The 13,296-nt window shown below is 44.9% G+C and carries 10 protein-coding genes; 4 read left to right on the plus strand and 6 right to left on the minus strand.

Annotated features, from left to right (window positions below):
- Positions 1 to 113: 113 nt before the first annotated feature.
- Positions 114 to 665, plus strand: a complete 552-nt coding sequence (locus J4N44_RS13240) for a gamma-glutamylcyclotransferase family protein (protein ID WP_005450884.1) — start codon at positions 114 to 116, stop codon at positions 663 to 665.
- A 38-nt stretch (positions 666 to 703) separates the two neighbouring features.
- On the opposite strand, the gene J4N44_RS13245 is transcribed toward J4N44_RS13240, so the two are convergent.
- A complete protein-coding gene (locus J4N44_RS13245) occupies positions 704 to 1,318 on the minus strand; it encodes an outer membrane beta-barrel protein (RefSeq protein WP_252044534.1) in 615 nt (204 codons plus the stop codon).
- Positions 1,319 to 1,461: 143 nt separating this feature from the next.
- Positions 1,462 to 1,794, minus strand: a complete 333-nt coding sequence (locus J4N44_RS13250; protein ID WP_009698684.1) for a tRNA-binding protein — start codon at positions 1,792 to 1,794, stop codon at positions 1,462 to 1,464.
- A 621-nt stretch (positions 1,795 to 2,415) separates the two neighbouring features.
- Between J4N44_RS13250 and J4N44_RS13255 the strand changes: the two genes are divergently transcribed.
- Positions 2,416 to 4,158 carry an ATP-dependent nuclease gene (locus tag J4N44_RS13255; RefSeq protein WP_252044536.1) on the plus strand — a complete coding sequence of 581 codons (1,743 nt, stop codon included), beginning with the start codon at positions 2,416 to 2,418 and terminating at the stop codon, positions 4,156 to 4,158.
- Positions 4,159 to 4,714: 556 nt separating this feature from the next.
- Positions 4,715 to 5,713, plus strand: coding sequence for a substrate-binding domain-containing protein (locus tag J4N44_RS13260; RefSeq protein ID WP_009698687.1), 999 nt, complete (start codon positions 4,715 to 4,717; stop codon positions 5,711 to 5,713).
- Positions 5,714 to 5,857: 144 nt separating this feature from the next.
- On the opposite strand, the gene galM is transcribed toward J4N44_RS13260, so the two are convergent.
- The 4 genes from galM to galE all read right to left on the minus strand — a co-directional run bounded on the left by galM (position 5,858) and on the right by galE (position 10,592).
- Positions 5,858 to 6,916, minus strand: coding sequence for a galactose-1-epimerase (galM, locus tag J4N44_RS13265; protein WP_252044537.1), 1,059 nt, complete (start codon positions 6,914 to 6,916; stop codon positions 5,858 to 5,860).
- Positions 6,917 to 6,945: 29 nt separating this feature from the next.
- Complete coding sequence (galK, locus tag J4N44_RS13270; protein ID WP_252044538.1) at positions 6,946 to 8,106, minus strand: galactokinase; 1,161 nt, start codon at positions 8,104 to 8,106, stop codon at positions 6,946 to 6,948.
- 263 nt (positions 8,107 to 8,369) lie between these two features.
- Positions 8,370 to 9,422 (minus strand): UDP-glucose--hexose-1-phosphate uridylyltransferase, encoded by a 1,053-nt coding sequence (locus J4N44_RS13275; protein ID WP_005449058.1) that lies wholly within the window; start codon positions 9,420 to 9,422, stop codon positions 8,370 to 8,372.
- A 150-nt stretch (positions 9,423 to 9,572) separates the two neighbouring features.
- Positions 9,573 to 10,592 (minus strand): UDP-glucose 4-epimerase GalE, encoded by a 1,020-nt coding sequence (gene galE / locus J4N44_RS13280; RefSeq protein WP_026000219.1) that lies wholly within the window; start codon positions 10,590 to 10,592, stop codon positions 9,573 to 9,575.
- A gap of 456 nt (positions 10,593 to 11,048) precedes the next feature.
- Between galE and mrdA the strand changes: the two genes are divergently transcribed.
- Positions 11,049 to 12,953: a penicillin-binding protein 2 gene (mrdA, locus tag J4N44_RS13285; protein ID WP_252044539.1), complete on the plus strand. Its 1,905-nt coding sequence runs from the start codon at positions 11,049 to 11,051 to the stop codon at positions 12,951 to 12,953.
- The last annotated feature ends 343 nt before the right edge of the window (positions 12,954 to 13,296 follow it).

The raw sequence follows: 13,296 nt of genomic DNA on the forward strand, positions 1-13,296 counted from the left end.
GGCATTTCCTCCCAAGAACGTCAAAATGCTGGGCTCAGTAAGAATGACTTAGATATCATATTTAGGTATAACGGATAGAACGGAATTCGTCGAAGTAAAAGGGAACAATCACGATGTATATATTTGGCTACGGCAGCTTAATCAATTCGGCCTCACGTGAGCTTACAGGGCAAACGGGTGAAGCAATTCCCGTTATTGCCCATGGGTTAGTGCGCTATTGGGGCAAAGTCGACGACAGCTATATCTTGTCACCGCTGGTTGTGAATGAAGGCGAAGGGCAAGTGAACGGTGTGCTGCTCGAAGTAGACCACCAAGCGCTGACTGAATTTGACCGCCGCGAACGTGGCTATCATCGTATTCAAATTCGTCCTGAACAAATCGAAACTGACATCAGCTTTAATCCAGATCATGAGATTTGGGTATACGTGAAAAGCGATCCCCTTCCACCCTGCACGCTCAGCCCAATCATGCAAAGTTATGTAGATACTGTTTTAGCAGGATGCTTGGAAGTCTCTCACGCGTTTGCTGAACACTTTGTTCGCCATACTATAGGTTGGCAACACGCCAAAGAGAATGACCGCCACCAGCCCAAGTACGGCAACCTTGCGGGTGTGCAAGATCATCATTATGAATTAATAGATAACCTGATCAAAAAGGGAGCCTAGTGGCTCCCTTCCATTATTCATATTCGACAAATATCTGATTAGAATTTGTAGTCTAGACCTACGTAAAAGCCATCAAAATCAAAATCTAAATCACCGCCATTTTCAACATCAATCGTGACTGAAGACGCACGGTAACCACCAGAAACAATCAGACCAGAAGCAAATTCATAACCAGCTTCAGCACCGTAGTTGAAACCAATATCGCTACCATCTGTTGATATTGAGCTAGAAGATGCAGTTGGAACATCCAACTTCAGGTCAACACCCATCACGCCCAAGCCAGCCACAGCGCCTAAGTAGAAACCTGTGCCTGTGAAGTAGTATTTAGGTTTCGCATTAAGATTCGCAGCGTAACCCTCAACTTCAATGCTCGCATTGTGCGCAGTGCCAAACTGATCGATGAAGTATCCGTTCTCTTTAAAGCTGCCAAAGTGAATAAACTCACCCTCAAAAGCTAATACAAACTGCTGAGAGGGCGCCATCTCTTTACCAACAGCGATACCAAAGCCTGTTGAAGACGATGAATCAATGTTCAACTCTGTATCGATCTCAGTGTTATGAATATCCGCACCAATATACCAACCACTATTTGCTTGAACCGACGCTGAAGCAACCACTGCACCTAAAGCCAATAAAGGCAAAACCTTTTTCATTATAATTTCCTATATTTTCATACTGTTAAACAGTTTTAAATCAAGAAAATTATAAATAAAGGTGAATATGAATCAACTCACTCATTTATAAAATGAGACACAAACCATAAGCATTTGTTATATAAATAAATTTAACTTACAGCTTAAACAATTCGCACGCCTGATGGCATTGCGCGTTCCGGTGTCAGTAATACGCTTTCCGACTCATCATCAGTTTCAGCGCACAGCAGCATACACTCAGAGGTTTCACCACGCATCTTAGCTTTTGCTAGATTACACAGCACTACCACTTGTTTACCCATTAGCTCTTCTTCTGTGTAGTACGGTACAAGGCTCGTGACCGTTTGCAGGGTTTTCTCACCGACATCGATCTGCACAATGTACAGCTTGTCTGCATTCTCGTGGCGCGCCACCTCAATAATTTTTCCAGTGCGAATTTCTAACTTTGCAAAGTCTGAGTAAGCGATCGTTTCCATTAATTAAAACCCCGGTAAAATTTTACTAAAACAAGTTCAACATTAACAGTTAAGGCTTTAAATACAAGAGGTGAAGATCGCATTTTGATGCGTAAAGGTCGTATGAATTGCAAATATCCTTTACCAAATATCACTCAGTTTCGGCCATCCCCACGCCGTAATCTCAACACCTTTGAAAATATCTTGAAAGCTTAGTGTTTGTTGATGGTGAAGCATTGGGCTGACCACACCTTCATAGATCAGCACAGAGCCAAGTTAAAGCTGCTTAAGACAATATCTCAATATCCAGTGAATGCTTGTTTAGTTGTTCCGGTGATGGAACGTAGGGCTGCAGTCACCTGTGCTGGCTCTATCATCAACCAAAGTCCACTCCCCAAAACAGACCATCGCTTTTTATCTCCTTCATCAAGAAATAAGAAAACAAATACATATATAGCTCTAAATCGATCTGAATGAGCGATAGCAAGACTTTCATGCAGGCAAATGACCTTATAGCTTTGAACGTAAATGCTCTTAGATTGCTATAGAGATAATTTTTCTCTTTTGTGACGGCATGTTGTGGAACGCTTGGATGACAAGCAATAAAGTCGCATATGAACATTTACGCACAAAGAGATTACTATGGAAAACCCTAGACCTAGATTAAGAAAGCTTTCAATTAAGAACTTTCGCTGCATCGGCAATACTCCTGTAGAAATAGAACTAGATGAAATTGTTGTTCTCGTTGGACCAAATAATGTCGGTAAAAGCTCAATCCTTAGAGCATATGAAGTCGCAATGGAAGAAGCCTCTAAAACAGGTCACCTGACCATCCATGACTTCCCAAATGAGTCTATAGACCCTGAAAACCTCCCAGAGATAATTATTGAAACCGTTATATTTGATGAGGGCCAACCGGGCAAACAATGGGTACTGACCGACGAGAAAACTGAAGAGAAATACGTAAAAGAAAAATGGACTTGGGAAGCCCCAGGAAAACCGACAAGAGTAGGCTGGGATGTCAAAGCCAACGACTGGCACCCAACTAAACGTCCTTGGGGAGCTCCAAATGTTGCACAGGCATACAGGTCAGAGCCTCACAGGGTTGATGCTTTCTCAGATCCTGAAACCCAATCGAAAGAGATCATCAAGTTACTACAAAGTGCTTTGACAGAGAGAGTTAAGGCACTTTCTGAAGAAGAGCTTCCAGATGGTGAATTAACCCCATATCAGAAACTACTGCACAACGTGATGGAACTACAAAAGATTGTAGTCAAAGACACAGAGCAGGAAATTGAAGCTGTCCAGACCGAAATGAAGAGAATGGTCAGCGAAGTATTTCCGGGATATGAAGTTAAATTTGATGCAAAACCAGAAGATGACGTTGAAAAGTGTATCAACCTGTTCAAAAACGACCCCGAGCTTCGAATGGGCCACGAAGATGGCCACCAAACATCAATTGAAAAGCAAGGTAGCGGTGCCAGAAGAACATTATTGTGGTCAGCATTAAGAATCATCTCTGAACAAAAACGGGCAAAAGCAGGAAAAGGAGCAGAAAGACCTCACCTTCTCCTACTCGATGAACCTGAACTGTGCCTGCACCCCACAGCCATTCGTGAAGCCTGTAAAGTCCTTTATGACCTACCGAAAAGTGGAAACTGGCAAGTCATGGTAACTACCCACGCTCCCGCTTTTATCGATCTATCTAGAGATAATACTTCAATAGTCAGAGTAGAAAGGTCCGGGGATGGGAATATAAAAGGTACCACTATTTTTAGACCACACAGAGCTAAACTAGACGAAGATGACAAAGCAAGATTGAAGCTTCTTAATGTCTTTGACCCTCACGTAGCAGAATTCTTCTTTGGTGGTAAAACCGTACTTGTAGAGGGTGACACAGAATACACAGCCTTCAAACACGTCATAGCAAAACATCCTGAAGCTTTTAAAGATACCCATATCGTTCGAGCACGAGGGAAAGCAACATTAGCCTCTCTAGCTAAGATATTAAATCAGTTTGGTGCACCATATGCGTTACTCCATGACTCAGATAGACCTCTCTGCAAAGCTAAAGAAGGCAAGAAGCCAAAAGCTAATCCAGCATGGGGAACTAATAAGAACTTGTTAGAAGTGGTTGGGCAAGCTCCTGATACAGCAAAAGTGCGACTGGTTGCTTCTGTCCCAAATCTTGAAGAAGCATACTTTGGTCAAGAGGTGACATCTGAAAAGCCGTATTCTGCATTGCAGATCATCAGTGATGAAAATGGGCAAGAATTCGCAAACCTTAAAAAGCTACTGGAAGCTCTGACAGATTTCACTAAACCTCTTCCAGGCAATGCCGTAGAGTGGAGTGAAATAGCTGATTTAGAGAAAGCTCTTAAATAGCATCGTAACGAGGCATAACTCGTAACATGTTATGCCTCGACCTTGCGATGTGGATAGTTCTACTCTTCTTTTTTATTCCTTGTTTAAACAAATACTTAACATATCACTTCTTGAATAAACGTAATCTTTTTAGCTCTTCGCTGCTCGTGATCACGGGACGCTATTTCTTCGCTTACCCCAATACCTCTATTTTTCACCTACCTTGTGTGCTCTCTGAGTTACAGTTAGCACTTGCCAGCAACAGCGATGTGTACAAAACCCAAATGGTTGACTGGATGAACAACAACTAATGCCCCAAATGCCATTATCTATGGTCTACATGTTAAAAACATAAACGACAAATCGCGGTGATATCTAATGACCGCGATTTTTGTTTTCTCACTATAAAAGGATTCAAACCTTTCTTGCATAAGATAACGTTTACACTTCATATATCTCTAATAAATTCATAGAGTAATGAGCCATTAGTTGCAATATAAATAGGTACCAATTGCACTTATTACACAATGGGTGTTTAATACTCCGGTTAACGTTTTTAGCCAACGAAAGGTTCCTCATGGCAACAATCAAGGATGTCGCGAAAGAAGCGGGGGTGTCAGTCGCTACCGTTTCTCGTGTGATCAACAAATCACCCAAGGCAAGCCAAACTTCTATCGATGCAGTGACTAAAGCGATGAGCAAACTTGGCTATCGCCCTAACGCGGCAGCACGAGCACTCGTCAGTCAAAGTACCAATACGATGGGCGTGCTGGTGAGTGATGTCTCAGACCCCTTCTTTGGCACCATGGTCAAATCGGTTGATAACGTCGCAAGAGAAAATGGTAAACACATTCTAATTGGCAATGGTTATCACAATCCAGAAGATGAACGACAAGCGTTAGAGCTGCTGATTAATAGCCGCTGTGAGGCGATTGTGATCCACTCTAAAGGCTTATCAGATGAAGAATTGATTGGCTATGCCAAAGAAGTAAAAGGGATGGTATTGATCAACCGCCACATTCCTGAGTTAGCAGAGCGTTGTATCTCTCTCGATAACCGTAAAGGTGCGTACCTCGCGACAGAATATTTACTTCGTCATGGGCATACCAAGATAGCTTGTATCGCTTCTTCACATGACATTGAAGATACCGATGAGCGTTTGCAAGGTTACCAAGCGGCGCTGAAAGACCACAAGATTGAACTGTCGAAAAGTTACGTTGAATATGGTGAACCAAACAGTGATGGTGGTGAAATAGCAATGACCAACTTACTGACTAAATCACTCGAAATCACCGGTGTCGTGGCTTACAACGATTACATGGCAGCCGGGGCACTTGCCGTATTAGATCAAAACGGAATCAGCGTACCAGAGAAAGTCTCTATGGTCGGTTTTGACGATGGTTTAATTGCTCGCTTCGTCAATCCAAGTTTGACGACAATTCGTTACCCAATTGAAATGATGGCAGAACGCGCTGCTCGACTAGCGTTGGCATTATCACGAGATGAACAAGTGGAAGAAGACACGATCATCTTCAGCCCAACCTTAGTTCGTCGCAACTCGGTTGACCGCCTCTAACTCTGCACCCAATCTAAAATACGAAATAAAAAAGCTCTGCTACAGAAGTACCAGAGCTTTTTTGTTTTTAGTTCAATCAAGCTTTTGACCTACTGTAGGCAAAAAGCTCATGGCAACCCAAAAGGCTAAAAATCAATACCTTAACTAAAAAGCAAAGTGAAACGTGGTACTGAATCGATACGCTTGCTCAGGTTCAAGAATACAACTTGGTTGCCCCCACTCAGCATGGTTCGGTGAATCTGGCAAAAACTGAGTTTCTAACGCCAAGCCCGCGTAGTCTTGGTATTCCCCACCGCGACGGTTTGGTGCACCCGCTAACCAGTTACCCGTATACAATTGCATGGCAGGCTTATTGGTCACGACAGACATATGCACTTTTCCATCCGGAGAAACCACCCGCGCAACGGGTTTTGAAACGTCGCGATGAGCATCAAATAGATAGCTGTGATCATAACCTTTCGCTGCAATCTGCTGCTCATCTTGTAAGAAATGCTCCGATACTGGCTTTTCATTTCTAAAATCAAAGCCTGTTCCTTTCACATCTTGCAATGCCCCCAAAGGAATGCCGACGTCATTAGTTGGTAGATATTGATCTGCTGCGATGGTTAAACGGTGAGAACGGCAATCCAAATCGGCTTCCGCACCAAGCAAATTAAAGTAAGCGTGGTTGGTTAAGTTCACTGGTGTTGCTTTGTCTGTCTTTGCGAAATACGCAATGCTCACTTGGTTGTCATCAGTCAGGGTATACGTCACATGGACTTCGAGGTTCCCCGGAAAACCTTGATCACCATCTTCAGACAACAAAGAAAACGTCACTTGCTGTTCGGACTGAGACTCAATGTTCCAGCGACGCTTATCAAACCCTTCCTCACCACCGTGTAAGCAGTTTCCCGCTTGGTTAGTGGAGACTTGAAATGCTTCGCCATCAACCTCAAAAAGCCCATTGGCGATGCGGTTTGCGTAGCGACCAACAATGACACCCATGTAACACTGTTGATGCATGAAACTCCCCATCGTCCCCACTCCGAGAAGCACTTCGCGCAACTCCCCATTCGCCAAAGGTAAACGACAACTCAGCCATGTCGCACCAATATCCATAAAGGAAACGCTCATGCCTGTGTTATTTTTCAGTTCGACCACCTTAGCAGGCTCACCATCAAAAGCAGCCTGCTGTGTCATCGTGATGGTTAATGGCTCGGTCATATCTCGCTCCTACTAAAGCTGCGGTGCGCTTAAAGCACTTCGACTAAGCTAGCGCCATTTTTCGCTTGGCACACGTAGATAGATTCTTTCAACCCCGTTGCTGCTTGGTATTTAGCTTCAACGGTTGCTTTCACGTCATCCACTAATGCAGGCGGTACAAGAGCGACAATACAACCGCCAAAGCCGCCGCCAGTCATGCGCACACCGCCTTGCTCACCGATGACCTCTTTCACCATCTCAACCAAAGTATCGATTTCTTTTACTGTGATTTCGAAATCATCACGCATTGAAGCATGAGACTCTGCCATCAACTCACCCATGCGCTTCATGTCGTGTGCGCGAAGAGCTTGTGCGGCTTCGACCGTGCGATCGTTTTCTGTGATCACGTGGCGAGCACGTTTTGCCACCATTTCATCCAGCTCAGACACTTTCTCGTTAAACTGCTCAATGCTCACATCACGGAGTGCTTTTACGCCGAAGATGCGCGCCGCTTCTTCACATTGCTCACGACGAGTGTTGTATTCGCTGTCTACCAAGCCACGTTTTTTGTTCGAGTTGATGATCACCACTGCCATGTCTTCTGGCATCGATACTGCTTCGGTTTCTAGGCTACGGCAGTCCAATAACATCGCGTGATTTTCACGACCTTCTGCCGAAATCATTTGGTCCATGATGCCGCAGTTACAGCCGACAAATTCGTTCTCTGCTTGCTGACCGTTCAGTGCAATTTCCGCTTGGCTGATTTCTAGATTGAACAACACTTTAAACGTTTGACCAATCACCACTTCCAATGCTGCCGATGAGCTCAAGCCCGCACCTTGAGGCACATTGCCGCTCACTGAGATATCCGCACCAGAAAATTGGTAACCGCGTGCGAGAAGAAACTTCACCACACCGCGAATGTAGTTGGCCCACATTTTGTCTTGTTGGAAAGTAATCTCTTGAGTGATATCGAACTCATCAACTGCGTTGCCGTAGTCCACAGATACCACGCGCACTAGGTTGTCTTCACGTTTTGCTGCTGCCACAACCGTTTGGTAGTTGATCGCACATGGCAATACAAAGCCATCGTTGTAATCAGTGTGTTCACCAATCAGGTTGACACGACCAGGTGCTTGAATAATGTGGCTTGGAGCGTAACCCAGCACTTGTTCAAAAGAGGTTTTAACGTTTTGGATTAAATCAGACATAGTAAAATCTCAGCATAAAATTTTTGTGTGAATTCTCGACAGCTTTCATATCTCGCAATCAGAAACGACATATTTGATTGTCTAACATTTGTCATTCCGGGCGAGCCCTAGCGAGCATCCGGAATCTACGTTCAGCGCACTCTGATGGTAGATTCCGTATCACGCTCGTTCCTCGCTGTACGGAATGACATATTTCGTATTTATCTTTAAGGTCTGTTGACCTTTCGAACAAAATTTAACCGCGAAAGATCAACAGACCCTAGTTACTGTTCTTTGTAATGCACATCGCTTAGGTCACGTAGGCGCTGTGCTGCTTGCTCTGCGGTTAAGTCGCGTTGGTTTTCTGCCAACATTTCATAACCCACCATGAACTTACGCACTGTTGCGCTACGCAGTAGCGGCGGGTAGAACAAGGCATGCAGTTGCCAATGATCGATATCAGTACCTTCTTCAAAGAATGGCGCGTAATGCCAACCCATTGAGTAAGGGAAAGAGCATTGGAATAGGTTGTCGTAACGGCTTGTCAGTTTTTTGATTGCAACCGCAAGGTCATCACGTTGCTCATCGGTTAGCTCACTCATTCGACGAATGTGCGTTTTAGGAAGTAGCATGGTTTCGAATGGCCACGCAGCCCAGTAAGGGACAACAGCAATCCAGTGCTCGGTCTCAACCACAGTACGTGAGCCATCTTTGAGTTCAGCTTGCACGTAATCCACCAACAAGTTACTGCCATGTTCTTGGTAGTACGCTTTTAAGTTGTGCTCTTTACGCTCAATTTCATTTGGTAAGAAGCTATTCGCCCAGATTTGACCGTGCGGATGAGGTTGAGAACATCCCATCGCTTCGCCTTTGTTCTCAAATGCTTGCACCCACACGTAGTCTTTGCCAAGCTCTTCGATTTGCTCATTCCAGGTGTCAATCACGCCACGAATTTTGTCGACTGGTAGTTCCGGTAGCGTTTTGCTGTGATCGGGAGAGAAGCAAATCACTCGGCTCAACCCGCGCACGCCTTGAGTCTTGAACAAAGGGCTGTCTGACTCAGGTGCATCTGGAGAATCCACCATCAACGCAGCAAAGTCATTCTTAAATACGTAGGTGCCTTGGTAATCTGGGTTTACATCTCCAGAAATGCGCTCGTTCGTTGGACATAGGAAACACTTCTCATCGTAACTAGGCAGTTGATCGATAGACGGTTTCTCATCGGCACCACTCCAAGGGCGTTTTGCACGATGTGGTGACACTAAAATCCACTGACCCGTTAGTGGGTTGTAGCGACGATGTGGGTGATCCACTGGGTTAAATTCAACATTCGACATCTTACTTACTCAACTTTTAAAATTTCTTTCATCTGCATTCCCCAATGAAATTGGAGTTGCTGCTAGGCGGCAAGCTTTCCAATATCCATGAGCATAGGTTTTCTATGTGATTGGAATTGGAAAGTGCAGGCGACAGCGCTGCAGCATCAATTACGCAGGGGAATAGCCTTGCGGGTTATTTGACTGCCATTTCCACGTGTCCGCCGTCATTTCAGTAACGCTGCGAGTCGCTTTCCAGCCAAGATCTCGCTCTGCTTTTTCAGTACTTGCCCAACATTCTGCAATGTCACCAGGACGGCGAGGACACAGCTCGTAAGGCACTGGCTTACCGCAAGCCAACGCGAACGCTTCCACCATATCAAGCACGCTAGAGCCCTTTCCCGTACCTAAGTTGTAAATGTGCAAACCAGCTTTATCACCGAGCGATTTCAGCGCTGCGATATGACCGTCCGCTAAGTCCATCACGTGGATGTAATCACGAACGCCCGTGCCATCTGGTGTTGGGTAGTCATTGCCGAATACCGACAGTTTTTCACGGCGACCGACTGCGACTTGTGCAATGAACGGCATGAGGTTGTTTGGAATACCTTGAGGGTCCTCACCCATGGTGCCGGATGGATGTGCACCCACTGGGTTGAAATAGCGCAGTAAAGTAATGCTCCAATCGTTTTCTGCGTTGAACAGATCACTTAAGCACTCTTCCACCATGTACTTGCTACGACCGTATGGGTTGGTGGTTGCGCCAGTAGGTGAGTCTTCAGTAATAGGTACAATGTCAGGGTCGCCGTACACCGTTGCGGATGAACTGAAGACAATGCTTTTCACCCCAGCTTTGCGCATACTGCGTGCCAAAACGAGCGAGCCATTCACGTTGTTATCGTAGTACTCCAACGGCTTCGCAACGGATTCTCCAACGGCTTTTAAACCAGCAAAGTGAATCACTGCTTGGATATCATGCTCAGCAAAAACCGAATCTAAAAAGGCTTCATCACGAATATCACCTTGATGGAAGACGGGTTGTTTACCTGTCAGCGCTTCAATACGACTAAGCACTTCTACTTTGGCGTTACACAAGTTATCGACAATGATTGGCTCCATACCTGCTTCAATCATCTGTACGCATGTGTGGCTACCGATGTACCCCATACCGCCTGTGATAAGAACTTTCACTTTTGCTTCCCCATTGTTGCTGCTCATGCTTGGTAATGATTTGAGCCTATTAACCAAGCAAATTCGCAGATCGCTTAACTGGTTAAAAGTCTACCAACCAAAACCGATCTAGATCCGTGATCAAATTCAAACTTGTGTAAACGTTTCCACAAAATTACACAACACATAAAACTTAATAAGATTAAAGAAAACTTATTCATTTAAGGAATCAAAACGAAAAAATACTGGACAAGATGTATAAACGTTTACATCTTCACAGCAACATTAAAAGGTGACGCGCAACGCAAGAAAGATCAGGCTTCGCTTTAGATCCCTGACATTGCTCTTACAAAACAAGGAGCAAAGCTCGTTACAGTAGCCCCGCCCCAAATGTAACCATTTGTAACAAGACTAAAATCCATGTCTTTTCTTTTATTGGGGCACATTGAGCACAAAGACCAAACCTAAAGGGCATCCATGCTACGCAAGCGAAACGAATTCCGAGACCACAATCAGGAAGTAAGATTGTTTAAAAACCGCGCCATCGTTGCTTTTATCGGCATGGTTATTTTGTTGGGAGGACTGGTTGCTAACCTTTATAACTTGCAGGTTAATCACTTCAAAGATTACCAAACTCGCTCGAACGACAACCGAATCAAGATCCTGCCAATAGCCCCTACCCGTGGTCTTATATATGACCGAAATGGCGTTTTGTTGGCTGAGAACCGTCCTGTTTATAACTTAGATATGATCCCAGAACAGGCGGGCGATCCAGATGCATTAATTGAAAAACTGCGTCACTATATTGATATCACCCCAGATCAAGTCGAATCCTTTAAAAAGCGTTACAAGCACACTCGCCGCTTTCGTTCTGTCACGATCATGAACGAACTGAATGACAAGCAAGTGGCGCGCTTTTCTGTTCATCAGCACGAGTTTAACGGCGTCTTTGTTACCGCAGATCTCAAACGTTACTACCCTTACGGCGAAGAACTGACCCATGTTTTGGGTTACGTTTCTCACATCAACGATCGAGACTTGCGTCGATTGGATGAAGAAGGCAAAGCACAGAATTATCAGGCAACGCAAAACATCGGCAAGTTAGGTGTTGAACGTTATTACGAAGACATCCTCCACGGCACCAAAGGCTACGAGGAAGTAGAGGTAAACAGTCGCGGTCGCGTGATTCGTACGATCAAATATGTGCCGCCAGTTCCCGGAAAAGACATCGTATTGAATCTGGATATTGAGCTACAAGAGTATGTCTACAAACAACTCAACCATCGCCAAGGCAGCGCAGTCGTGCTCGATCCACGCGACAATAGCGTATTAGCTATGGCATCAAGTCCGAGTTATGACCCAAACCCTTTTGTTAACGGCATCTCTAGCAAAGCCTACCGTGCCTTACTCAATGATCCAGCTCACCCACTTGTGAACCGTACAACGCTTGGCGTTTACCCTCCTGCTTCTACGGTAAAACCTTTTATGGCTGTCGCTGGGCTTGAAGAACACGTCATCACACCAAGTACCGTGCGCAACGATCACGGCCTCTGGCGTATTCCTGGCTCTAAACCAAATTCAAAAGCATGGCGAGATTGGAAACGTTGGGGTCACGGCAACGTGGATGTCACCAAGGCAATTGAGGAATCAGTTGATTCCTTCTTTTATCAGACCGCATTTGACCTTGGGATTGACCGCATTTCGAAATGGATGAATAAGTTTGGCTTTGGCTTGCCAACGGGCATCGATATTTACGAAGAAAGCAGCGCAAACATGCCGACACGAGAATGGAAAATCGCACGTCATCGCACCCCTTGGTATCAAGGTGATACGGTGCCTATCGGTATTGGGCAAGGTTATTGGACAGCAACACCAATGCAGATAGCCAAAGCAACATCATTCCTCATTAATCATGGCGAAATGAAAGCGCCACACCTTCTCAAAGCCGTGATTGAACATGGGGAAGACTTCAAAAACCAAGTCGATGTTAAACCAAAAGCGCTGCCTTCTATCGAAGGAGTACCAGAGAAGTTCTGGAATATTCCAATCAACGCCATGCGCTTGGTAAATAATGGGGCTCATGGTTCTGGTCGCCGTGCATTTAGAGGCGCAGAGTACAGCAGTGGCGGTAAGTCAGGGACTGCGCAGGTATTTGGTCTGCGCAAAGACGAAGTCTACAACTCCAAAAAACTCGCAAACCACCTACTCGACCACGCATTGTTTACCGCGTTTGCACCATACGATAAACCCAAATATGTGGCTACCGTGGTTATCGAGCACGGTAATGGTGGCTCTAAAGTGGGCGCGCCGTTCATTCGAAATGTGTTTGATCACTTGCTTGTCCATCACGACAAAGACGACAGCAATAAGGTGAAGTCTTAAATACGCCAGAACAAAACCCAATAAACAAAGCCTGAGTGGATGTCCTAGCCACTCGGGCTTTTGTTTGTTTTCCAGCACACCCCCACCCACCTAAATTCTATAAAATACAAAAAATGTGAGATAAATCAGAAGCGAATAACAACGAGAAGAACATCACTACCAATAACAACCCTTTCGTTTGCTAAAACGAAATCATCAATAGTTCACCCCTCATCACTAAGAAAATAAAGTTTTTGGATTTCACTCTTTTTAAACCGAAAGACAATTTGCGCAAATTGGAAAAGCAGAAGATTTGTGACAGCAAGCTCAACGAAAACAGGGATGGTGATTTCAAATGTAAGAG

The sequence above is a fragment of the Vibrio sp. SCSIO 43155 genome (genome assembly GCF_023716605.1).
GTDB classification, from domain to species: Bacteria; Pseudomonadota; Gammaproteobacteria; order Enterobacterales; family Vibrionaceae; genus Vibrio; species Vibrio harveyi.